Genomic DNA, 23,293 nt, shown 5'->3' with positions numbered 1-23,293 from the left:
CGGATGTGCCGCATCGACGCTATGGGCGGATTGTGTTGAAAAACACCGATTTCGAGCATAGGCGGCAAATTTCTGCCCGATACAGGGCAAGTGCAAAATTTGGGAGAGGGGTTCGGCCAAAATAGGCCTCCCTATGTTTATGCCGAGTGGAAGCAGTGCCGCGCGGGTCTGGATTATCACGTCGATATCGGCCGTCACTATTACTCGGTGCCCTATCAGCTGTTGAAACAAACACTCTGGGCCAGGATCACCGCACGCACCGTAGAAGTATATTTTAAAGGGCAACGCGTGGCGTCGCACGTCCGCACGTCGGGCAACCACCAACACTCCACCCTTCGCGATCACATGCCAGCCCATCACAGGTTCCGTGAAGGGGGGACGCCTGAGAAGTTACGTCTGAAGGCCGCGCCGGTTGGTCCAAACACTGAGGCCTTCGTCGAAGTGATCATGCGGAAATGTAAGCACCCAGAGCAGGGATATCGAACCTGCATGGGTGTCCTTCGGCTTGCAAAAACCTTTGGTGCGGATCGCCTCGAGCACGCCTGTACACGTGCCGCTGAGATCAATGCCTACTCATATACATCCCTGAATTCCATATTGAAAAATGGTCTTGATCGCCAACGCCGCGCACCCGCCACGGACGGTCCTGTGATCACACATTCCAACATCCGTGGTGCGGGATACTTTCATTAACAGAGAAAGACAAAACATGCTCAATCACCCAACACTGGATCAACTCAAAGCCTTGAAGTTCGATGGAATGGCCGAGGCAGTTCGCTGAACTGGAAACACAGGACGGCACCGCCGCGCTCAGTCACGCCGAATGGCTGGGTCTGCTTGTCGACCGAGAAACGGCCAGCCGTGAGGCCAAGCGCTTTGAAAGCCGGATGCGTACAGCAAAACTCCGCCATGTGGGCGCATCTCCCGAAGACATAGACTACCGTTCACGGCGCAACCTCGACAAAGCGCTGTTCCAGCAGTTGCTAACCGGGAAGTGGATCAAGGACCGGCGGAACCTGATGATCACCGGCCCCTGCGGCGTCGGCAAAACATGGCTGGCTTGTGCGCTGGCACAATCCGCCTGTCGGTCGGGAGCCACCGTACTCTACAAACGCCTGCCAAGACTGTTCGACGAGTTAGAAATGGCCCATGGCGTTGGTCGCTTCCCACGCCTGTTCCGAAGCCTGACAAAGACCGATCTTCTGATCCTGGATGATTGGGGACCAGATCGGCTCAATGCAGCGCAGCGCAGAGACCTCATGGAAATCGTCGAGGATCGCTATGCAGCCGGGTCAACCTTGATCACCAGTCAATTGCCTATAGACGCTTGGCACAATGTGATTGGTGAGCCCACATTCGCAGATTCCATCCTCGATAGGCTCGTTCACAACGCTTACCGCATCGGACTCGACGGTCAGTCCATGCGGAAAACCAAAGTCAAAACAGGTGACGAAACACAAAATAACTGATACCCAAACCCTACGCTTCAACGCGGCGCGTCACAGGTGGGCGGATAGCCCGGTACGAGTGGGCGGATGCTGTCGGAACGGGTGGGCGGATACGCCGGAATGCGCAGGCGAGTGACCGACACGCGGTACAGCACATTTCGCTGCGGCCACGCCTATGTCCGCAAAAGAGGAGAATAGACATCTGATTCTCAACGGCATGTCGGTGACCCGGCTGCTAAGGTTACATGCCAGCACCCGACTACGACTACGTGAACTGCCAACCCAAAGATTCCTTTTGCGCAAAGGGAGATGTCCATACATGTCGCAAAATTTGTTTCCGACGAAGTGAGCCCGATTTTCCGGACTCCATGCGTCTGATCCTTAAGTCAACGGGTCGTGACGGGGATTAACCATTCCAAGGGCAAGAAAAAGAGCTGTAGCACCGGCCATTGGGACACATATTCATGCTCTAGTCTCAACTGAAGCTCAAATGCTATACCGATGAAATGTGCAAGCATAACCATTAGCAGAAGGTAGCTTACACCCAAAGCCACATTCCAAACTTTTCCGAAGGGAGAGCGTAGCAAGGAGACGATTGGTCCTACATACGCTGCCAGGGCCCAAGTGACGGCTGCCATGTACGAAATGGTGCGGAACAAAAGCTGGAATTTCTCGGTGTCCTGTGGCGTAGGAAGTTGCCGCGTACTGAGCTCCGTAAGGAGTGGCTGGAAGAACGCCACAAGTGTGTAGGACAGACCGAGAAACATCAGTAGATCCCCGGCTACGAAGGCCGGGCTGTCACATGCACCATCCCCAGACATAGCACTTGAAGCCAGCAGTGCGACCATCGCTGCAACCGACAAGAGTAGGGCAAAATGAAGTGCAATCGTTGCAGTCTGCAGCGTTCCATCGAATCCGGGAACAACAGGACCCGAGCGTTCGCTAGACAATTGCGTGATCTGAAAAGTGATGATTGTAATGTTGAACCCGAGGGCCGTAAGTCGGGCGCGCATCGTATTTACGGCGATCCTAACAGAAGACTCTTTCGCTCTCATGGCACTCTATCCTTGGGTTTCCAGTCGTCCAGAGTGGGTATCCCGGGCGCACAACGCCCGGGATACGATGTCAGGATATGATCTGGGCGATATAACCGCCGATCAGCGCGAGAACTGTCGTTACGGCGTAAGAGACCGGATATGGCACAGCCGCAACCTGGCTTTTGGACTCGTCGAGACAAGCATTGAGAGCCGGAGTGGAATTCCGTCCACCCGAGCACGCGCCTGCGCAAATAACCGAGTTCATCTTCAGGATTTTGTCTCCCACAAAGAACGCCACGACGACCGGTAGCAAGGCCGCTGTTGTTCCGATCAGCGCCAGCCAGATGACTGTGTCCCCGCCAAGCGCAGAAATGATCTTGGGGCCGGTATTTGCGCCAAGCACCGCCACGAAGACGGTCAAGCCGATGTCTTGAAGGAAGCTGCGCGTGCTTTCTGCGACGGGTCCGCCGAATTCTGGATTTCGACTGCGGAAATAGGCTACCATGATACCTGCGAGCAGACAGCCTGCTGATGTGCCCAAGGCGAACGGAATGCCCGCGATGGAAACGCTCAGCGACCCGGCGATGTATCCGATGGCCATGGCTATTGCCATGTACATGACTTCGGTTTTCGCAAGCGTGTTTTGTGTAACTGCATGGCCACCAAGCGCTTCTGCAGCACGATCGAGACACACCTGTGGGCCTGTCACACGCAAAACATCGCCGACGCGGACGTCAGTCTTTGGTCCGACCGGGATTTCTTCACCCGCCCGGAACATGGCAACGAGCCGCACGCCGTATGCAACTGAGTTTTTAGCCAACTCCTCGAGCGTTTTGCCTGAAACAGCACTCGACCCCACATGGATGTCGCCCGCAGAAATTTTGACGCCACGGGCCAGAGAGTTGTTTACCTCGGGTCCGATTTCGCCGCCGTGAAGAATTTCCTGACCGACATCGGCACGGACTGCTATGATATCGCCTTTCTGGATCGTCGGGTTCGTCTTGATGTCAACCAGGACGTCGTCACGAACCAACCGCAAGATAGGCGCCTGAGGATGCGCGTCGAACAGTTGGGAAATGGACTTGCCGATGACCATCTCGTGCTCGGCGACGTAAGCCCGCAAATCAACCGGAGAATATCCCAAAAGGAACGCTTGGGGTGAGCCCGGCAGGCCCTTTGTTGCACCGCCTGCAAAATCCACTTCGGCTTTCTTGGCGTCCTCGACGGGATTATGTCCGAACATTCTGGGCAAGTAGCGCAAAAGCAGAATGATGAAGACGCTCGACAGGATGTAGCTGATTGCGTAACCGGCAGCCATGTTGGCCCCGATCTGTTCAGCTGTCATCCCGTCAGGAATTGGCGCAGACCCGCTTTGGACAGCGGATTGTGCGACGCCGAGGACAGCCGTGATCGTGTAGCTTCCCGAGATCAAGCCTGCAGCAAAGCCACTTTCGAGACCGGCCAGCTTTGCGCCGCCGACACAAATCACCCAGTTCAACGACCAAATAATCAGACCGCATGCGATTGCGGCGAACCCTGAGGACTTGAGACCGGCAAAGAATTTAGGCCCGACCCCTAAGCCAAGAGCATACATGAACAGTGAAAGGAAAATGGTCGAAACAATGCCGGGTATCACATATGTAATATCAAAGGCGACCTGCGCAGTCATCGACAGGACCACAGCGACAAGCAAAGTGCTTGCGGTGGCGCCAAGTGATATCGGACCGAGGGTCAGTCGACCAAGGGGATATCCTATTGCGAGAGCCACAAGGATGAAGACCCATGGTTGCGTACCCAGAAAACTGAAAATTCCGTGAAGGCCGGATTCAGCAACTGGTTCGAAGAACTCAAAGACATTGCCGATCACACCTTCGGCTTCATTCATCATGCCTCCCGCTGCGGCCGCATCGCCAGTCACGGCTGTTTGTGCCAGAGCGGGCAATGTGGGAAGGAAAATTGCGATGCAAGACATCACCGCCATCGCTTTCAAAGCGCTCCAGATTCCGATATCAATACTCCTTTTCATCAATGTATCCTTCCATTTTTAAAATCTTTCAGATTAGTCGCCCTGCCCCTCAAGTAAGGGGGCAGGGATATACCGGCCTTAGTGGTGGTAACCACCAGCCTCTTCCTCGGCCATCGGTGTCGTCACCGGGTGTGCTTTGAAGTACTCAAGACATGACTTGACGTCCTCGACAAAAAGCGCACCGAGGTCCTTGCTAAATCCATGTCGCACCAAAACGCGCTGCACGACAAGATCTTTGCGATTAGCAGGCATCGAATAGGCTGCCACTTGCCAGCCACGCATGCGCAGCCTGTCGCTGAGGTCATACAGGGTATAACCATGGGTATCAAAGTCATCCTTCAGCGTCCACGAAATGGCGGGAATGCCTGTGTTTGGGTCGCCCGGATAGATCACCCTGAACGGTCCCATTTTGTCCAGTTCTGCCGAGATGTACTGGGCTGTTTCGTAACATGCCATGTGGATTTTGCGGTACCCTTCTTTGCCCAGGCGCAAGAAGTTATAGTACTGCGCGATGATCTGGCCGCCAGGGCGCGAAAAGCTGAGGGCAAAGGTGGGCATGTTGCCGCCCAGATAGTTTACCATAAAGATCAGATCTTCGGGCAGATCTTCTTTGTCGCGGAAAATGCACCATCCTGTGCCCAGAGGGGCAAGGCCGAATTTGTGCCCGGATGCGTTGATCGATTTGACTCGTGGCAGGCGGAAATCCCATTCGATGTCCGGCGCGCAGAATGGCGCAAGAAAGCCACCAGATGCCGCGTCCACATGCATCGGAATATCAAGACCAGTCTCCTCTTGCAGTTTATCCAGCGCGTCGCTCACCTCTTTGACAGGCTCATAATCGCACGTGAATGTAACCCCAAAGGTGGGCATGACACAGATTGTGTTCTCATCCACGCGCTTGATCACCTCTTCGGCGTTCATGATCAGACGGTCTTTTTCCAGAGGGATCTCGCGCAACTCAATATCCCAGTACTTGGCGAATTTGTGCCAGCAGACCTGTACCAGACCACAAACCATGTTGGGCTTGTCGGTTGGCTTGCCTGCGGCTTTCATCTTTTCACGCCAGCGCCATTTGGCAGCCATACCAGCTAGCATCGCAGCATCCGAAGACCCAGTAGTCGAGGTGCCCAAGGTGTTTACCGCATCTGGGGAATTCCAAAGGTCTGCAAGTATGTGAATACAGCGGGACTCGATCTCCGCCATCTGCGGATACTCGTCCTTGTCGATGGCATTCTTGTCAATGCAAAGGTCCATGAGCTTGTGAACTTCGTCATCTAGCCACGTCTGACAGAACGTTGCAAGGTTCTGACGTGAATTCCCGTCAAGCATCAACTCATCACGGATAACAGAAAAGGCAATCTCAGCATTATGCTCGCCTTCGGGTATCTTGTATTTCGGCAGAACTATGGACACGTCTGCTGAACCATACACGTCATCGTTCATATTTTCTTTGATGTCGTTTTTAGAGTACAATGCCATTCTTCATTCCTTTGGTTGCATTCATTATTTGATATTACCGTAATTGAGTCACATTGGTTTGAGGCTGGCATCACCAGAATGAAGGCCACCATTTCACCGACATTCTCCAAGCGGAATGCCCATTCTTGCATGTTGGCGCAGTTTTAATCCCCGCTCAATCATTTTTTGAGGCTTTGTTGCACAAATATACTGATGGGATTCACTGTATGAATCCAGCGTGATAGCTGAAGGCCATGAGCAGTTGGGCCCCTACGAAGTACAAGACCAAGAATTGGTCTTCTTACAATGACAGTTTGAAGCAGCGCGGATCCTTATCGATCTGGTTTGATCCGGAGATGGTTTGGACACCACCGCCAAGTGGTAAGCGCGGTCGGCAACAGCAGTTCAGTGACGCCGCCATTCAAACCTGTCTGATGCTGAAGGTCTTGTTTGGCATGCCGCTTCGCCAGACAACTGGGTTCGTCCAGAGCCTGCTGCGATTGGTCGGATTGGACTGGGCAGTGCCGGACTTCAGCACCCTATGCCGTCGCCAGCGAACACTGAACGTGAGCTTGCCGTACCGCGGTTCCAAAGGACCATTGAACCTGCTCATCGATAGCACAGGCATCAAAGCAGAAGGTGAAGGCGAGTGGAATGCGCGCAAGTATGGCGGTTCCAAACGCCGTATCTGGTGCAAAATACACATAGGTATCGACGAGGAAACGCTCGAGGTTGGGGCCGTCGAAGTCACTACCAGCAACATCGGTGATGCTCCCATGCTACCCGAACTCCTGAACCAAATCCCTCCCGATCAAGGCATCGGCAGTGTCACCGCAGACGGGGCGTATGACACCCGTAAATGCCACGAGGCGATTGCGGCACGAGATGCCCATGCGGTGATCCCGCCACGCAAGAATGCAAAGCCCTGGAAGCCGACGAGCGACGGAGCGATTGCCCGTAACGATGCGGTCAATGCGCAACGATATCTGGGCCGCACCGTATGGCGACGTTGGAGCGGATACCATCGCGGAAGCCGCGTCGAAACCAAGATGCATTGTATGAAACTACTTGGCCATTCATTGATGGCAAGGGACTTTGAAAGGCAGGTCGCGGAAATCCAAATCCGCATCGCTGTGCTGAATCGCCACACAGCTCTTGGCATACCTATCACTGAGCCCGCAGGCTAAATCCGTCTGCGGTAAGGGGAAGAACGCCCTTCACACGATTTGTGCAACAAAGCCTGCAAAACCGTTCCCGATTAGACGACGCCATCAACAAAGCCGGGATTAGGAGCAGATTACTTGATAGACTTCCTTTTTCCCCAACGCGTTAGCAAGTTACTCGGCAGCATTCTTAAACGATGCGATACAACGTAAAGTGCTGGAATAAAGGTGATACCAATAGTTGCGGCAATAAACATACCTCCCGCAACCGGGGTGCCTATGCTGCGCCGTGTAATCTCTGCAACACCTGTAGCGAACACCAATGGCATCATTCCTGCCACAAATGCCAATGATGTCATCATGACGGCTCTAAAGCGCGTCTTGGCCCCTTCGACGGCAGCTTCGACAACATCCATACCTTTGTTTCGTCTATCTTCTGCAAACTCTACAATCAGAATGGCGTTCTTGGCGGCTAGGGCAATCAACACGATTATGCCGATCTGTGCATAAAGTCCGAAGTTTAATTTGGCCACGAGTATTGCTCCCAAGGCACCCGCTACGCCAAATACAACCGACAATAAAACCGGAACGGGGATCATCCAGCTTTCATAAAGCCCAACTAGGAAAAGATAAGCAAAAACAATTGCCAAGCCCAAAATGATGGCCGTTTGTCCCGAGGCCAGTTTTTCCTGCAACGATGTCTGTGTCCATTCAAAGCCATAGGTGTTTGGCAATGTTTGTACCGAGATATCTTCCATTGCGGTCAAGGCCGTGCCGCTTGAGACACCTTCTTGTGGGAAACCAGTCACAAAAATTGTGCGGTAGTTGTTGTAGCGATTGATCGTATTTGGACCGGTGCGGTAATCGACTGTCGCGACGGCACCCACAGGAACCATGTCGCCCTTTGCATTGCGGACATTGATCCGCTCGATATCCGAAATGTCGTTTCGATCCTTGGCATCGGCCTGAAGCCTGACCTCCCATGTGCGGCCATACAAGTTGAAATCGTTGACATATATTGTTCCAAGTGTGCCCCCGAGGGCCGAAAATAGATCACTGACTTTGACGCCAAGTGCTTGAAGCCGGTCACGGTCCAGATCAAGATAAAGTTGGGGAGAATCGGGCGAGAATGTCGTGAAAACGTTCTTCAATCGCGTATCACCGTTGGCTTCTAAGATCAAAGCACGTGCTGTTGCGGCCAAATCTTGAATGCTGCCGCCCTGAAGGTCCAAAAGTTGGTAGGCAAAGCCCGCGGTTGTCCCTAGTCCCTGAATCGGGGGCAGATTGAACGCAATGACTTGTGCCTCTCGGATTGCGGCGCCTTCGCGCATGACCTCTGCGACAACTGAAAATACGCTTTCTTTGGGATCGGTTCGTTCTGCGAAATCATCAAGCAACACAATGAAGAAGGCAGAGTTGGAACTCTCGATGCCGTCAAGGATGCTATAACCGGTGACGGAGGCGACCTTAGCGACACCATCAATCCCTCGGACGATTTTTTCGACCCGCTCCACTACGTCTTGAGTTCGGTTAAGGGACGCCCCATCGGGCAGGCGCACATCCATAAAAAAGGCGCCCTGATCTTCCGCGGGTAAAAAGCCCACAGGGGTTTTTTTAAATATTTCAGTGGTTGCGAACATCGCGAGGCCTAAGGCCACGACACCAAGAAAAGCGCGGCGCGCAAATAGACCCGCCACATGGCCATAGCCATCCCGCACCTTGTCAATCATGCGTGATATCCAGCCCATAATCCCCTTATTTTTGTTGGGATTGTGACGTAGAAATACAGCACAAAGGGCCGGGCTGAGTGTCAACGCTGAGATCGCCGAGATCACCATGGAAACAGATACAACAAGTGCGAATTGCCTATAAAGCTCGCCCGTTAGGCCAGGCATGAAGGCGATAGGGACAAAGACCGACAGCAGAACCAAAGTGACCGCGACAATGGCACTTGTGATTTCCTCCATCGCTTGAATGGTCGCGTCTTCCGGGGACATATCTGGGTTTTCCTCCAGTACCCTCTCGACGTTTTCGACGACAACAATCGCATCATCCACAACAATCCCGATAGCAAGGACCAAGGCAAGCAGGGTCACCGTGTTCAGGGAGAAACCAAATATCAGCATAAAGGCCATTGTGCCAATTAAGGACACCGGTATGACAATCAATGGGATGAAAGTTGCCCGCAAACTTCCGAGGAATAGGAACACAACGATCACAACAAGGATGAATGCCTCGATCAGAGTTCGGACCACCTCATCGACACTCTCTTGAACAAAAATCGACGCGTCATAAACGATGTCGTATTCTAGGCCTTCGGGGAACTTTGAAGATAACGCGTCTAAAGTCACTTTCACTTCGGATGTCGTGGCCAGCGCATTCGCACCCGAAGCCTGATAAACGCCAAACAAAATCGCTTGCTGCCCATCGAACCGAGAGCTCGCGTCGTAGGACTTCGAGCCAAGCTCGACCCGCGCGATATCTTTAATACGAAGGAAACTTCCGTCGTCTGCCGCTCTTATGACAACGTTTTCGAACTCAGACGCGTCTTCCAGACGCCCTTGTGTTTGAAGGTTGACTTGCAAAACCGGATCATCGGGCATGGGCTGCGCTCCGATCGAACCAATCGCGGCCTGAAGGCTTTGCTGTTGGAGCGCCTCCTGAACATCCGCGGGAGTTACCCCCAATTGGGTCATGCGATCAACGTCCATATACACCCGCATTGAGTAATCATAAGGGGAAAACAAGCTTGCGTTTCCGACGCCGTTGATCCGCTTGATCGGGTCGATCACGTTAATTGTGGTATAATTAGAGAGGAACAGAGGATCCAGATCGGCGCCCTCTTTGGCGTAAACTGAAACAGCCAATAGGAACGAAGACGAGGCCTTGGCCACACTGATGCCGGACTGAGTCACCGCATCGGGTAAGTTGGGTTCCGCCAGCGAAACTCTATTTTGCACGTTTACAGTATTAATGTCGGTATCGGTGCCAAGATCAAAAGTCACATTTAGCTGGTAAGTACCGGCGCCGCTCGATGTCGAACTCATGTAAAGCATATTCTCGACGCCATTGACCTGATTTTCGATCACCTGAGCGACGGTGCTTTCGATGACATCCGCGCTCGCACCAGGATAATATGCCGTCACTGTCACCATCGGAGGCACGATATCTGGAAGCTGAGCAATGGGGAGACGCGTCATTGAAATCAAGCCAGCAAGGGTCAACACAATCGCAATGACCGACGCAAGCCTCGGACGGTGAACAAATACCGCAGAGATCATGTTTCATCTTCTCCTTTCAGAGCCGCGTCGACTTTCATCCCTATTTGAACTTTATTCAATCCTTCGGTGATGATGCTGACTCCTTCTTCAAGGCCTGAGGTGATTGTAATTCGGCCTGCGTGCTGCGCACCTGTTTTGACGTCCACACGCGACACTGTGCCATCCTGTGAAACGGCCAGAACATAAGCTCCAACCATGTCACGTTGAATGGCCTGCAAGGGGACCGTTAGCGCTTGAATCGCTTGGATTTCTTGTAGGGAGACTTTGACAAACGCACCGTCAAACAGGCGATGTTCGGGGTTTTCAAACACCCCCCGAACGGTCACAGTATCTGTGCCATCAGTGACTGCCGTAGCAACATAGTCAATATAACCCGTTTTATCATAGACGCTGCCGTCTGGTAGCGTGAGTGAAAGCACTATCTTGTGGTCGGTATTTTTCCCAATTTGCGTTGAACCGCTGGTGTATTCCATTAATCGGGCGGATGAGATTTGCATTTCCACGTAGATTGGATCTAGCTGGGTTAACGTCACAAGTACGCCGGTCTCGGGGCTAACAAATGCGCCAACATCAACACTCGACAAGCCAATTATGCCATCAAATGGGGCGCTCACTTGCGTATAACCAAGCTCAATTTCAGCTTGTTCCAGCACGCCTTTCAATTGATCGACATCACCGTCAGCCTGACCCAGTTGTGCAACCGCAGAATCAAGTATTGCTTGCGCGGTATCGCCCTTTTGAACCAGTGTTTCGGTCCGAACTTTATCAATATTGGCTCCCTGACGCACGGCCACGGCTGCTGCTAAAGCACCCTTTGCCTGCCGTACCGAAGCTTCGTAATTGTCCTGCTCGATTTTATAGAGTCTATCGTTTTTCTTGACCGCTTGACCGGGCTGAAAGTCTTGAACTTCGAGAAAACCTGAAACGCGTGAGATTATGTCGATTCGAGCAAATGCTTTGAGCTTACCTGTGTAGGAAACCGATCTATTGAGTGTCGTTTTCTCCGTCATTTCGACAAAAACAGCTGGCGCAGGTGCCCCGCCGGCCTCCTGAGCCGTAACGGCGAGAGGCGGAAAACCAAATGCCAAAAGGGCTGCGAGAGCGGTGAGCTTGGATCGAAACAGCATACCTGAAATTCCTTAGCCGAATTTTGAAACATCTTTTTATAGGAAGCATGGTGGCCGAATTAAAAATATGTCAACCGTTTTCGAAGCCCCCAAATCCCACAGTATTTGTCAATTTGTTAAATTTTGCTTAAATTTTCAAGAAAACGTGCGGCCCTAGACCTCCAAAGCCGCGCCCACTTGGAGCAAGAAGGTTTCACGCCTGGGCTACAATGCCGCGTACTCTGTTTTTTTCGTGGATTGGTGCTGGGGTCGACGGATTCGACGTTTCTTGATCCCTCCGCCCCGACGAACCTCCACCATCACTGCGCGGCAAGGTAGAATCCTGCGAAAACCTGGAAGACTTGCTGTTACTCAGTCACTTTGTGGAAGTCCGGCTTCATGTTTTTGGCTACGACAGTTTTAGTGGGGTACGTCATCATTTTTCTTCGCCGTCTTATTCATGTAGCGACGTTCGTTCAGGACGACTAAAGGGACTTGTGGTTGTTAAAGCCTGATGTCTCGTTTCGTTGGGATGGCATAAAGCAGTGGACAGAGAGAGGAGATTTACCACGGTTGAGAGACTCTGAGGACGATCAACGCTTCAATTTCGGCGAGCGCCTCGTGACCAGCGTCAGGCTGAGATTGCATCTCCTCAATTAAGCGCGAAGTTGACGAGATAGTTGTACATTGGGCAGCGGGAGGAACCGACCACTGGATTTGGGCTCTGGGCAGAAACCCCTACTCCAACCGTTTCGACCTCTCTGCCATCTTCTGAACAATAGAAACAGTCGCAGTGCTTGCCTGCCGTATTCCGGCCCCCGCAGTCTCGGCATTCGACCTGTTCCCAAACCTTGCCCGCGCCCGCGAGCCTTTTGTGCCGATCAAGCCCTTTGCAAAGCCGCCAGGGCCAGGAATGCTCGGTGACCCTGCCATCATGAAGTTGCCCGAGATTGACCTGACGATTAGCGGTGTGGCGATGATCATGCCGCCTGCTAGGAACATCATCATGAAAAAGGGCACCAGCGCCCCGATGTTGCTTGCGCCGGAGGGATCTCCGAGTTCGGTCATCAGCGAGCGGGACATGCCGACGACGGTCGAAAACACGCCAGCGATCACGAGGGGGTATAGCGCGTAGGATACGGTGCTGGACAGCCAGCGGTGGAAGTAGTCCTTGCTGACGTCGAACAGGGAAAGCGCGATCATGATGGGGGCGATTCCGATCATGAACGCCAGCATGATCTTGGCGAAGATCAGGACAAGGCCGCAGAGCGCGCCGATGACGCCTAGGAGGAATGCGCCGATCGCGCCGATCAGGGCTCCGGCCATCCAATGCATATTGTCACCGGCGGCGTTCAGGTAGTCGCCAAATTCCTCGATGAGATCGTCGAAGGCCTCTGCAAAGTAGGATGCGCCTGCACCGCCGCCGCCAAGTCCTGCCACCATGCCTCCCGCGAGCTGGTCGAGGCCGTTGATGAGGGCGCTAGCCACGGCGTTGAATTGGACCCAGTTCATCGCAAACAGGGAGATGAGCATGAGCTTGAGGGCGAACCAGAAGGCGGTCCGTCCATCCATGGATTTGTACTGAAACACCATGTTGAGGAAGACGCCGATCACCGCAAGCGTCGAGGCTACAGCGATGATGCCGCCGAGCTGACCCGCGACGTTGCCAAAAGTGGTTTGGGCCGCGTCGTCCAGAAAGTTGTCGGTTGTCTCAACCATCCAGGTGACGACGCCCATTGGCTGCTCCTATGCTTTTTCGGTCGGTTTGACACGCCAGATGTCGCGTTTCAGGAAGGCCTTCAGGATGTGTTCGCCGTCGAAATCCGGCACGACGGAGACTAACTCCCAACCATCCTGACCAAGAGCGGTCAGCTGCGCTTCGATCTTCGGTGGCTTGGTTTTGGCGGTGTTGATCTGTTCAATCTTGTATTCAAACATGGGCTGTTTCCTTTGAATGGGCCGGATCAACCGGCAGGTAGAATTCGGTGATGCCGCGCGCGCCTTCATGGCGACCGGCCTGGATGATCACATCGATCGAGCGGGTGATGTAGTCGTTCATGTCCTGGTAGGTCATGGGCACGTCAGTTTTCAGGGCGGCGATGGCGAGGCGCTGCACGGCCAGCTGAGGGGTTTCAGCATGCAGCGTGGTGAGTGAGCCACCATGGCCCGTGTTTATGGCCTCAAGGAAGGTCATGGCCTCTTTGCCGCGCACTTCGCCTAAAACAATCCGGTCCGGCCGCATTCGCAGGGTGGAGGTCAGCAGGACATCAGCGCTGCGTGTGGCTTCGTCGCGATCAGACATCAGCGTGACGACATTGGGCTGCGTCGGACGCAGTTCAGCGGCCTCTTCGATCGTGACGATACGCTCGTCGGCGGGCACGAAGGAGAGGATTTTACGTGCCGTGACGGTCTTGCCGGTCGAGGTGCCACCAGAGACGATCATGTTGAGCTTGTGCGTGACGCAGAACTTGATCGCCGCATCGATGTCGCCGGTGGCCACGACATCGCGCAGCTCGGCGTTGCGCTTGCGCCGCGCACCTTCATTGTTGCGTTCTTTGCCGAAGAGATAAGACAGTTTGATCTGGTCCAATGGTAGGTCCGCAAAGAACCGCAAAGAAATCGCATAGCCGCCATCGACAGCGGGGGGCTGAATGACTTGCGCGCGGATTGGGCGGTCACGGTAGGTGATGCTGACCGACACGATGGGCTTGGTCCGGCTGAGCGTGGTGTTTGCGGCCGAAGCAATCTGATTGCCCAGGTCTTTGATTTCGTTGGGCGAGAGCGGTCGATTGACGGACCGCATAAAGTGATCCCCCTGAAACTCCGCCCACAGCGTGCCGTCGGGGTTGATGCAAAGCTCGATCAGCTTTGGATCACGCGCTTCGGGGATCTTGTCCATCGAGCTTTGCAGATAGCTGGCCGCCATGATCAGAAAATCTCCAGATCGCGGTCGACCATCACGGTGACGCGGGCACCTTGATCGACATAGATCACGGGTGAGACGGAAAGATATTCGCCAATCACGCTTTGCGCGCTGTCTCGCAGATCTTCGCCAATGCCCTCGAGGACATCCGAAGTAATCTCATCTTCGGTGTTTTGCGCGGCGACGGCGGGCAAGGCTCCGATCAGCGATATCAGGGCGGCAGAACCGAACCGCGTGCCAAAGCGGCTGTCGACGAAACCGGTCGTTCCGGAGCGGCCCAGTTCATCGCCTCCGAAGGCGCTGATTTCGACGGTCTGATTGCTGGGCAGAATGATCCGGTCCCAGGCGATCGTCACGCGTTGCTGCGCGATATCGAGACCAGATTGATACCGCCCGATCAGACGCGCGCCGCGCGGGATCAGGATCCGCGAGCCGTCATAGGCGTGGACATCTTCAGACACCATCGCGCGGACCTGACCGGCGAGCGAGCTGTCGATCGCTGTCTCGAGCACGGCCTGGATCATCGTGCCCTGAACAACCGTGTTTGACGGGTTCACGATCAGCTGGGCCTGCGTCACCTCAGCGGGTTCAGCGCCGTTGCGAACAAAGTCTGTATCGCCATCAAGTCGACGCTGCTCGGCGGCGGTATCATTGTTGCCGCTTCCAGTGCCGCCAAAAGCGATAATTGGGCTGGCAATACGCGCTTGCAGTTCCTCAAGCTCGGCTTGCCGCCGCCGCTCGAGCTCTTGCATACGCAGTTCCTCGGCCGTGGGGCCGGTTGGTGCGGGCGTGCCCGGGGTTTCCAGGCGCGCAAGCTCCAAATCATTTTGAAGTCGCTGGATTTGCCGTGCGCGCTCTTCCAACTCTTCGCGCAAGGCGGCTTGCGTAGCAGCGGCCTCACTGCGCAGGGCATCGATCTCTGCACCCAAGGTCTCCAATGCTTCAGTGTTGACGGCTGGGACTTCAGGTGCGGATGCGTTGCGCAGGGCTTCGAGCTCGGTGCGCATAGCGTCCATTTGCGCGCGTAGCTCTTCCGTTTCGCTATCTGGTTCCGGCTCCGGCGGCGGAGTTGTGTCAATCGGTGCAGGCGTGGGCTCGAGCGCACCAAAGCCCGGTCCCGCTGCTTGGAATTCATCCGGGGAGGCGGTTTCCAGGCTGTCGGGTTCAGAACCGCCAGAGAACAATAGCAAGAGGCTGCCTAGAGCGGCGATTGCCCCAATGCCTAGGGCAATAGTGACAACGGACGGTCGCGATTTTCGGTTTTGTGGTTTGCCTTCAAGCGCTTCGAGGCGTTTCTTAAGCTCAGCTGTTTCACTCATTGTGGTTTGCCTCGCTCATCTCTTGGACGCAGATTTCATCCTCGCCGAGCCTGAGAACCCATCGATCGCTGACACCTGACACACGGATCACACCATCAGGTCGGGCCAGAGCATTCACACTGCGCTCATTGCCAGCAGACCAGCGAAAGATTGCGGGCAACGGCGCGTTTGCGGCAAAGCGGAAATAGGTGAAAGTGCCGTCGTCCCAAATCTCGCGTGGGGTGATCTCGGATTGCGCGCTGACGCCATAGGCGTGGTTTGCTGGCGCGGTTGAAGCAACACGGGATTGCCGTGGTGCGGCCTCGGGATAGGTGAAGCGAATGACGTAAAAAGTCGGCGAACTCGCTTCGGTCACATTGAAATAGTAACTGCGCCGGTTGGTATAGACGGTGATGTTGGTATGTGCGCCGCGCGTGACGGGCTTGATCGCAAAAGCCTGACCGCCTGGCACGCCGTCCAAAAGGAAGCCTTCAGTGTCGCCCGCAATGATCGAGCGGATGGTCTCGCCTTGGCCGAATTCAATGCTGGTCACATGGGTCAGGCTGGTGCGGATGCGATAGACCTGCCCATCCTGATAGGTGGCGAGCCGGACGCGGGCATCATAGGGGCCTTGGCGCGGCTGGGTTTCTGCATAGGCAGTGCTAGCGAGTGAAATTAGGAAGGCGAGGGTCAGGAACAGGCGGCGCATTGGTTACTCCAAACGATCCGAGCGGATCGCATATTCGGTGACAGTGAAGCCGAAGGGGTTCTGCCAGACATCATCGATCGACCGGCTATTCTCGGGCCGAAACTCAAACATCAGGGTTGCGGTGAAGAGCCCGTTTTGACTGCCACGCGGTGAATTTAGCCGCTTACGCAGACGCACCTGGGCACGGTTAGCGCTGATATGAGTGATCGACAGAACCTCAACATCAAGCCGCGCATCTGTGCCGTAGCTGTCCGGAGGATAGGCCTCATGGCCGCTGGTCCAAAGCGCGCGCAGCCCTGCAGCGGCCGCACCGTCCGACTGGTCCAGGACCCGCCGCACCCGCACGTCATTGTCGAGCTGATTGTATGTCTCTCGATCAATGACATAGCGGTAGACCTGTGCCTCGATGATAGCGGGGCGTTCCGTGAGTGAGACCGCTTCAACCACGGCATTGGGGAGGGCCATGCCGGTTTCGCTATCAAAGGGCACGATGATGGGCGGCGGGTCCACGTCGAGCAGGGCAACGAGGGCAGCGGCGAGGCAACCTGCCATGCCAAATGCCATGCCTGTCAGCCCCAGTTTCTGCCACATGAGCTCGCGTCGTCTTGCGCCGTAGACGAGCTCTTCTTCGATGATTTCTGCCTCGCTGTTCATGGGGTCAGTCCGCGCGCAAGTCTGGCAGGGTGAAGTCCATGTAGCGGCGTTCTTCGGCCAGCGTGGCGGCATCCACCACGCCGGATTGGCCCGCGCCGACGGTCTGAATGGCTTCGAGTTCCCACATGCGCGTCATGGCAATCGCCAGTTCGGCTGTGACGCGGGTGTTGTGATCCACGGCTTCTTTGAGCGTTTCCATATCGGGGATCAGTGAGACCAGCTGCTCGACCCGTTCAAGGGATTGCGCGGCCTCTTCATAGCTGTTCTCGGCCGCTGCTGACATAACGGCCCCAGTGCCCGCCTGGCTAGCGATACGTTCCGCGCCCGGATTGCCGCTGCTGGCCATGTCGGACAGGCTGTCTTGGTCAAAGCCTGCGTCCTCCAAGGCTTGCGTCATGCGGCCCTCCATCTGTGGGGCTGCATTGCCGATCAGACCGCTGAAATCGCCGCTTTGGATTTGCCGGATGGTGCCAAGGAGATCGCCGAATTCCTGATCGAGAAGCCCGTCGAGATCACCGCCCATGGCCATCTCGATGATATCCGTCGCGCCGGTCAGGGCGGCGTAGGTCTCATTGAGCGTGTCGAGTTGCTGCTGCACTAGGTCGAGTTGTTCGAGAAGCGTGTCGAGCTGGTCGGTCTGGATCCCGAAATCCTCCAGCATCTGCTGCAGCTGACGAATTTCCTGGGCGATGTTGCGTGTGTCGACAGTCGGAACACCTTGGGCAGACACAGGTGAAGCAACCAACAGCGCGCAAGTGGCAACGGTGGATAGAAAGCGGGTCATCGGAGTGCCTCCAGATCGAATTGCATGAAGTCTTGTTCGCGGGCCTGCGCGGCCGCCATGGCCAGCTCTGCCGCGCTAAGCGGGCGGGTATGGGCGGCCTTGAGGCGCGTGCGGATCGCGATCAGGCGAGCAAGTTCAGCCCGCGCGTAGGTGTTGAGCGACATGGCCGCGTGAATGTCATCTGTCTCGCCAATGCGGCTGATAATATCCTGCACGCGCTGCGCGGCCGCTTGCACCGACACCATGGAATAATCGCCATAGACCCCTGCGCTGAACGAGGTCAGGCTCATCGTGGAGTTGGCAAGCAAGACAGGATCAATCGTGCCAAGCGCATCGACGCCGCCCACGCGGGCAAGGTAGAGATTGTAGCGCTCAGGGATCACCTGAACGTAATGCTGGGTTTCGGCAAACGGCGGCACGCCGCCGTAGCGCTGCACATTGCCGGGACCGGCATTGTAGGCGGCCAGCCCGTGAATGATGTTGCCATCAAACATGGCCAGCATCTGCGCCAGATAGCGCGCGCCGCCGGTGACCTGGATGTAGGGGTTTTCATAATAGGCCGGGTAGATCCCGAGATCCTGTGCCGTGCCGGGCATGATCTGGGTCAGGCCAAATGCGCCGACGGGGGAGCGCGCGCCGATTGTGAAGCGGCTTTCTTGCCAGATCAGCGCCTGCAACAGGCAACGCCATTGCTTGGGCGAGAGACCCGCCGCGCGCACGCCAGACATGTGGTGCGTTTCCTGAGCCGCGCGAATGATCAGCTCTTCAATCGATCCCGAGGCATCGCCGAACATCTGGGCTGCGCTTGGGTTTGGGTCGACCGAACCATAGAGCGTGTCTGCAGCGCTCTCAGGCGATGAACCAGCTTCCAGGCTTGCGACCAGTGCGCCTGAGTTCCCGCTGGCAAGCGTCGAGGCATCGAGAATGTCTTCTAGCGCTTGAAGTTGTTCATGTTCGAGCTCTTCGAGCTCTTCTTCTTTGGTCAGCCGATCTCGCTGCAGAGCCAGATCTTGTTCGCCCTGCTGCAGCACGCGGTCGCGCTGCAAGAACATGCCCGCATCAAAGGTCGGCACGCCTTGGGCATAGGCAAATGGCGCGGCGAGCGACACCAAGCCTGCAAAGATATGCAGGCAGTGCTTACTCACCGAGACCACCAATCGGTCCGAGCAGCTCGAAATTGCAGTTACTGCGGCTGACTTCGGCAAACGAATTGAAGCATTTTGCTTCCGACGGCCGGTATTCCGCGCAGGCTGTCAGAGTCAAAAGGGTGAGGGTAAGCACGCAAAGTCTACGCATCAATCGTTCTCCAAAAATCGAGGTTCTGGCGGTAATCCGCGCCGACCAGCGCTTCGCCTTTTTCCATGCCGCCAAGGATCGTGAGGTAAGGGCCAAGGGCGCTGAGATCAGCGTCAATCACCACCGAGCCTTGATCATCGCGCACCAGCGCCAGACGGGAGTTGCTGCCGGTGCCGAGCAATACGCTGAGCTCTTTTTCAGCGAGGCCCAACATGGTGTAATCACCGGCCGAGGCGCGGATGTTGGGCAGTAGGAGCTGCGTCGGCACGGCCTCGACAATCGTCTTGCCGGTGCGGGTTTTTTCAAGCTGGCTTGCGTATTGGGTCATCATCACGACAACCGCGTTCTGTTTGCGCGCCGTGACCAGCCAGTTGCTCAGCCGGTCCGCAAAATACGGGTTGTCGAGTGCTTTCCAGGCCTCATCGATGATGATCAACGTCGGCTTGCGGTCCTCGATTACACGCTCCACCCGCCGAAACAGATAGGACAGGACCGCCATGCGTTCTTTCTCGCTTTCACTGTCGAGAATGCCGGTAAGGTCGAACCCGACGACATCACCATCGAGCGAAAAAGTATCCTCAGAGCTTTGCCCGAAAATCCAACCGTAGCGGCCGTCTGCGGTCCATTCCTGGATCCGCTCGAACAGATCCCCTTCATCCGCCCCGGCCACAAAGAGGGAGGCCAAATCCTGCCAGTTGCGCAGCGTGGCATCGCTGGCTCCGGCGTTCTGGCGCACCACTTCTTGGATGCGATTAATTTGAACTGGGCTCAGGGGCTTGTCGGAGCGATGCAAAAGGGTGGCCAACCAATCGGAGAGCCAGGCTTGCCCGCGCCCGTCGATTTCTGTGCGCAGTGGGTTGAGGCCAGTGGTTTCACCTGCCTTGATGGCGCTGTAGCGCCCGCCATTGGCGCGTACGGCCATTTCCATGCCAGCGCGATAGTCGAAGACAAACACGCGTGCGTCGCAGCGCCGGGCTTGGGTCATGAGGAAGGCTGACAACACCGACTTGCCGGAGCCAGGACGACCGAGGATCAAGGTGTGCCCACCGGTCGGCTCTTTGTCCGGCTGACCTGTCTCATGGTAGTTGAACAGGAAGCCCGAACGCTCCGGCGTCGGGAAGAGAGTGATCGGCTTGCCCCAAGGCACTTTGTGTCCGGGTTTGCCCAGTTGACCGCGATGCAGCGCTGCGAGATCAGCAAAATTCGTGTTGGTGATGGCGGCCTTGCGGCTGCGCATCTGCCCATTGCCCGGATGCTGCGCGAAATAATGCGTCCGAGCTGCAAAGCTCTCATTGACAAGATTGACGCCTTCACTGGCCGCGATGTTGCGTACCTCGGAAGCGATGGCTTCCAGCTTTTCCTCGGTCTCGGCGAAAACCGTCACCGTCATGTGATGGTCGCCAAAACTGAGGCGCTTGGATTCCAGATCGTCCAGCGCGTCTACCAGTTCTTCGGCGAGTGAAATCGCGCCGTCATCGCTGGCCTTCATTAGGCGCTGTTGGCGCATGATCCGGCTGGCCATGATGTTGCTGTTGATCGGCGTGAAGGAGTGTGTGACCACCATGTCGACGGGCAGGTTCAGCTCATCGAACATGGTGCAGTTGGTTTTGGCCGGATAGGTCTTGATCGCAAAGCTGGTGCCAAACCGCTTGCCCGCCGTCCCATCGTCGAGCGTAAAGCCTCGCCCCTGAAACGTTACGCGGGTGTTGGCTACATCTTCGGCAATGACGCCAAAGCGGGATTTTGCGAAGAGAGGTCGCTCTTGGCCGATGTTGAGCGCCCCGAGGAATCCGAGCAGCTCGCCGCTTTCAGCGCCGAGCAGGCGCGGGTTCATCTCTGTAAATGACGATAGTAGGAACCCGACGACCTCGCTGAGCTTGCGCAATTGCTTGGCGGTCTGGTCTTTGAGCTGGGCGATCGAGTCTGAGCGTTTCAGGCGCAGCCGCGCGCCCATGGGAGGGCGTTTCAGCACCGTGAGCGTGAGTGTCTTGTCCCGCAGACCCGCCTGCGCCATGGCCACCTGCCAGCGGGTGTCCAGCGCTTGCGCAAACCCTTCCTCGCGAACCGGTGGCAAAGCAGTCTCGATCGCTTTTGAAACCTTGTGCACGTAGAAACTGTACTCCGGCCCGATCTGCGCAATGATCGCTGCAAAAAGCGCGCGGATCTTCTCCAAGTGCGCGTCATCGCTGGTCATGCTGTTGACGCCATCAAGGCGGATGCACTGGAACAGGGCATTGCCGCGCGTGCGGATCGTCACGTCATTCACGAGGCTGACATAGGGCAGCATGCTGGCCATAGGGCGCTCTTTGCGCGCCCAGTCCGGTAGCGTCGCAAGATCATCCGAGGGGTTATGGAGCATAGCTGTCCCCCGAATGGATCTTGCGGTTCGGGGTGGGCGGCGTTTCCTGGAGGGCGGTGACCATCACCTCAAGAAAGGCAGGATCCCAATCGGCCGCTTTCCAAAGTGTGGGATAGGCCAGAGCGGCGATGATGATCACCGGCCAGCTCTGGACCCAAAGAAACAGCAACACAAACCCGAAGAGCCAAACCATTGCATACATGATTGGTAAGCCGATGAGCTTTGGCGGCCGGATCAGGCCCAGGAAGAGGCGGGTTTGCGTTGCCATGCCGGATTTATGCGCCCCAGATGGCGGTCACGATGGTCGGCGCAGCTGCGATGCCTGCGATAGCGACCAGCACCCAAAGAGCCTGGCGGAAATCCAGAATGCCAAAGAGCCAGGAGAGGAACACGCCAATCAGGGCCAGGGTGCCGATGACAATGCCCAAGGGGCCGGTGATCGTGTCGACGATGCCCTGCAGCAGGTTCTGGACTGGCGAGAGGTCGATGCTTTGCGCAAGGGCGGGATTGGCAATCATCAAGCTGGCCAGAGCCAGCGACAGGATCGTGCGGAGTTGTGTGTGCATCAGGAGGCTCCAGTCAGTCGGTCACGCACGGCCATGACCCGGCGCACGTGATTTTGGGTTTCTTGGTAGGGAGGGATGCCGCCATAGCGCGTGACCGCGTCTGGTCCCGCGTTATAGGCAGCGAGCGCGAGTTCGGGCGCGCCGAACTGCGCCAGCATCATCAGAAGGTAGCGGGCGGACCCGTCGAGGTTGGCCTGCCAGTCATGCGGATCCACGCCGAGCTGCGCGGCCGTCGCGGGCATCAGCTGTCCAAGGCCAATCGCGCCTGCGGAACTGCGCGCATTTGGGCGATAGGCGCTTTCGATCTCGATATTGGCTTGGAACAGCGCCTGCCATTCGGAAACGGAGAGGCCAGCACGGCGCAGCGCGGGGTGCCCGCCATAACGATGCGCCGTGCTTTCAATGGCTGACAGGACTTCGGGGCGGGGAACGGCGCGGGCGGGTGCAGGAGGCGGAGCTTCAGGCTCAGGCGCTGCAAAAACGATCAGCTCTGGCGGGTTTTCACCAATCCCGTCGACATAGCTTTGCGCAAAACCTGATTGGGGGGATTTGGTCTCCAGCTGGCCATCGGCTCGCATGGAAAGCACGAAGCCTTCGGAATAGGCCGGGGCAGCTAGGAATGCTGCGAAGACGGCAAGTGGCTTAGCCCGCGTCGTCCAACTTGTGAGAGGCGATCTTGCCTTCGAACATGGGGATCGAGACGATCGAAACACCAAGCCCGGCGAGGAAGCTGGATAAGCCGTTGATTGTCTTAAACTCTCGGGCCGCCATGTTGTTACGCGCGGTGACGAGCAGGCGACGCGTCTCGCCATCTGGCGAGACGCAATGCACGGTCCAAACTCCGGACCACTGAGCACCTGTACGTTTGGGCGTAACCCGGCACACAACATCCGCCGAATGACCCTCGGCAAGTAGTGTGCGCAGCCCGTCTTCACTGACAACATTAGGGGCGTCTTGCATCAAATTCATAGGATCGAGCCTTGCAGAATTGTGCATTGGCCCGGCAGTCCCTCATGGACTACCGAACCGATACAATATTATAATCTTGCAATCAATAGGTGCAGTTTGAGTTGTTGCGCCATTCATGCGTTGAAACAAATTTACTGCAACGGAGTGGCTGAGCCAAGATAATATGGGGCTTTTGAAACAAACATGCGTAGCTATGGTCGTTCTGAGCTGGGGATC

20 protein-coding genes and 1 pseudogene are annotated in these 23,293 nt (G+C 56.0%); 3 read left to right on the top strand and 18 right to left on the bottom strand.

The annotated features are described in order from the left end of the window. Window positions 1-90 precede the first annotated feature (90 nt). The gene (locus N9C89_RS10890; RefSeq protein ID WP_394358501.1) at window positions 91-693 is read left to right on the top strand and encodes a Mu transposase domain-containing protein; all 603 of its coding nucleotides are present in this window, start codon (window positions 91-93) and stop codon (window positions 691-693) included. 16 nt (window positions 694-709) lie between these two features. Then, window positions 710-1,469, top strand: a pseudogene (gene istB, locus N9C89_RS10885) (IS21-like element helper ATPase IstB). A 365-nt stretch (window positions 1,470-1,834) separates the two neighbouring features. Here the strand turns inward: istB and N9C89_RS10880 are convergent. The 3 genes from N9C89_RS10880 to N9C89_RS10870 form a co-directional block, all read right to left on the bottom strand. After that, window positions 1,835-2,503 (bottom strand): hypothetical protein, encoded by a 669-nt coding sequence (locus tag N9C89_RS10880; RefSeq protein ID WP_263953881.1) that lies wholly within the window; start codon window positions 2,501-2,503, stop codon window positions 1,835-1,837. A 70-nt stretch (window positions 2,504-2,573) separates the two neighbouring features. Then, a complete protein-coding gene (locus N9C89_RS10875; RefSeq protein ID WP_263953880.1) occupies window positions 2,574-4,511 on the bottom strand; it encodes an aspartate:alanine exchanger family transporter in 1,938 nt (645 codons plus the stop codon). Between the two features lie 78 nt (window positions 4,512-4,589). Then, complete coding sequence (locus N9C89_RS10870) at window positions 4,590-5,990, bottom strand: glutamate decarboxylase (protein ID WP_263953878.1); 1,401 nt, start codon at window positions 5,988-5,990, stop codon at window positions 4,590-4,592. Window positions 5,991-6,223: 233 nt separating this feature from the next. Here N9C89_RS10870 and N9C89_RS10865 point away from each other — a divergent pair, with 233 nt between their 5' ends. Beyond that, a complete protein-coding gene (locus N9C89_RS10865; protein ID WP_263953877.1) occupies window positions 6,224-7,156 on the top strand; it encodes an IS5 family transposase in 933 nt (310 codons plus the stop codon). Between the two features lie 110 nt (window positions 7,157-7,266). On the opposite strand, the gene N9C89_RS10860 is transcribed toward N9C89_RS10865, so the two are convergent. From N9C89_RS10860 to N9C89_RS10790, 15 genes are all read right to left on the bottom strand, one after another. Continuing rightward, window positions 7,267-10,413 carry an efflux RND transporter permease subunit gene (locus N9C89_RS10860; protein ID WP_263953876.1) on the bottom strand — a complete coding sequence of 1,049 codons (3,147 nt, stop codon included), beginning with the start codon at window positions 10,411-10,413 and terminating at the stop codon, window positions 7,267-7,269. Then, window positions 10,410-11,540 (bottom strand): efflux RND transporter periplasmic adaptor subunit, encoded by a 1,131-nt coding sequence (locus N9C89_RS10855; RefSeq protein ID WP_263953875.1) that lies wholly within the window; start codon window positions 11,538-11,540, stop codon window positions 10,410-10,412. Before N9C89_RS10855 ends, N9C89_RS10860 begins: the two co-directional genes overlap by 4 nt. A gap of 717 nt (window positions 11,541-12,257) precedes the next feature. Then, a complete protein-coding gene (locus tag N9C89_RS10850) occupies window positions 12,258-13,256 on the bottom strand; it encodes a type IV secretion system protein (RefSeq protein ID WP_263953874.1) in 999 nt (332 codons plus the stop codon). Between the two features lie 9 nt (window positions 13,257-13,265). After that, window positions 13,266-13,457 carry a DUF4177 domain-containing protein gene (locus N9C89_RS10845; protein ID WP_102938029.1) on the bottom strand — a complete coding sequence of 64 codons (192 nt, stop codon included), beginning with the start codon at window positions 13,455-13,457 and terminating at the stop codon, window positions 13,266-13,268. Further along, on the bottom strand, window positions 13,450-14,445 hold the full coding sequence (locus N9C89_RS10840; RefSeq protein ID WP_263953873.1) for an ATPase, T2SS/T4P/T4SS family: 996 nt from the start codon (window positions 14,443-14,445) through the stop codon (window positions 13,450-13,452). Before N9C89_RS10840 ends, N9C89_RS10845 begins: the two co-directional genes overlap by 8 nt. Before the next feature lie 2 nt (window positions 14,446-14,447). Further along, the gene (locus N9C89_RS10835; RefSeq protein ID WP_263953872.1) at window positions 14,448-15,761 is read right to left on the bottom strand and encodes a TrbI/VirB10 family protein; all 1,314 of its coding nucleotides are present in this window, start codon (window positions 15,759-15,761) and stop codon (window positions 14,448-14,450) included. Continuing rightward, window positions 15,754-16,449, bottom strand: a complete 696-nt coding sequence (locus N9C89_RS10830; protein WP_263953871.1) for a TrbG/VirB9 family P-type conjugative transfer protein — start codon at window positions 16,447-16,449, stop codon at window positions 15,754-15,756. The genes N9C89_RS10835 and N9C89_RS10830 overlap by 8 nt, the downstream gene beginning before the upstream one ends. Window positions 16,450-16,452: 3 nt before the next feature. After that, window positions 16,453-17,103 carry a virB8 family protein gene (locus N9C89_RS10825; RefSeq protein ID WP_263953870.1) on the bottom strand — a complete coding sequence of 217 codons (651 nt, stop codon included), beginning with the start codon at window positions 17,101-17,103 and terminating at the stop codon, window positions 16,453-16,455. Window positions 17,104-17,107: 4 nt separating this feature from the next. After that, window positions 17,108-17,887 carry a type IV secretion system protein gene (locus N9C89_RS10820; protein WP_263953868.1) on the bottom strand — a complete coding sequence of 260 codons (780 nt, stop codon included), beginning with the start codon at window positions 17,885-17,887 and terminating at the stop codon, window positions 17,108-17,110. Further along, complete coding sequence (locus N9C89_RS10815) at window positions 17,884-19,032, bottom strand: lytic transglycosylase domain-containing protein (RefSeq protein ID WP_394358500.1); 1,149 nt, start codon at window positions 19,030-19,032, stop codon at window positions 17,884-17,886. The genes N9C89_RS10820 and N9C89_RS10815 overlap by 4 nt, the downstream gene beginning before the upstream one ends. Window positions 19,033-19,175: 143 nt before the next feature. Beyond that, window positions 19,176-21,542, bottom strand: a complete 2,367-nt coding sequence (locus N9C89_RS10810; protein ID WP_263953867.1) for a type IV secretion system protein B4 — start codon at window positions 21,540-21,542, stop codon at window positions 19,176-19,178. Further along, window positions 21,532-21,810 carry a type IV secretion system protein VirB3 gene (locus tag N9C89_RS10805; RefSeq protein ID WP_263953866.1) on the bottom strand — a complete coding sequence of 93 codons (279 nt, stop codon included), beginning with the start codon at window positions 21,808-21,810 and terminating at the stop codon, window positions 21,532-21,534. Before N9C89_RS10805 ends, N9C89_RS10810 begins: the two co-directional genes overlap by 11 nt. Before the next feature lie 7 nt (window positions 21,811-21,817). Further along, window positions 21,818-22,108: a TrbC/VirB2 family protein gene (locus tag N9C89_RS10800; protein WP_058260734.1), complete on the bottom strand. Its 291-nt coding sequence runs from the start codon at window positions 22,106-22,108 to the stop codon at window positions 21,818-21,820. Further along, window positions 22,108-22,686 (bottom strand): lytic transglycosylase domain-containing protein, encoded by a 579-nt coding sequence (locus tag N9C89_RS10795; protein WP_263954438.1) that lies wholly within the window; start codon window positions 22,684-22,686, stop codon window positions 22,108-22,110. Before N9C89_RS10795 ends, N9C89_RS10800 begins: the two co-directional genes overlap by 1 nt. A 64-nt stretch (window positions 22,687-22,750) precedes the next feature. Beyond that, window positions 22,751-23,077 carry a hypothetical protein gene (locus N9C89_RS10790; protein WP_058243064.1) on the bottom strand — a complete coding sequence of 109 codons (327 nt, stop codon included), beginning with the start codon at window positions 23,075-23,077 and terminating at the stop codon, window positions 22,751-22,753. Window positions 23,078-23,293 lie beyond the last annotated feature (216 nt).

It is taken from the genome of Halocynthiibacter sp. SDUM655004, assembly GCF_026015885.1.
Classification (GTDB): Bacteria; Pseudomonadota; Alphaproteobacteria; order Rhodobacterales; family Rhodobacteraceae; genus Falsihalocynthiibacter; species Falsihalocynthiibacter halioticoli.
The sequence above is the reverse complement of the archived record's forward strand: the minus strand, read 5'-3'. Positions and strand labels throughout refer to the sequence as shown.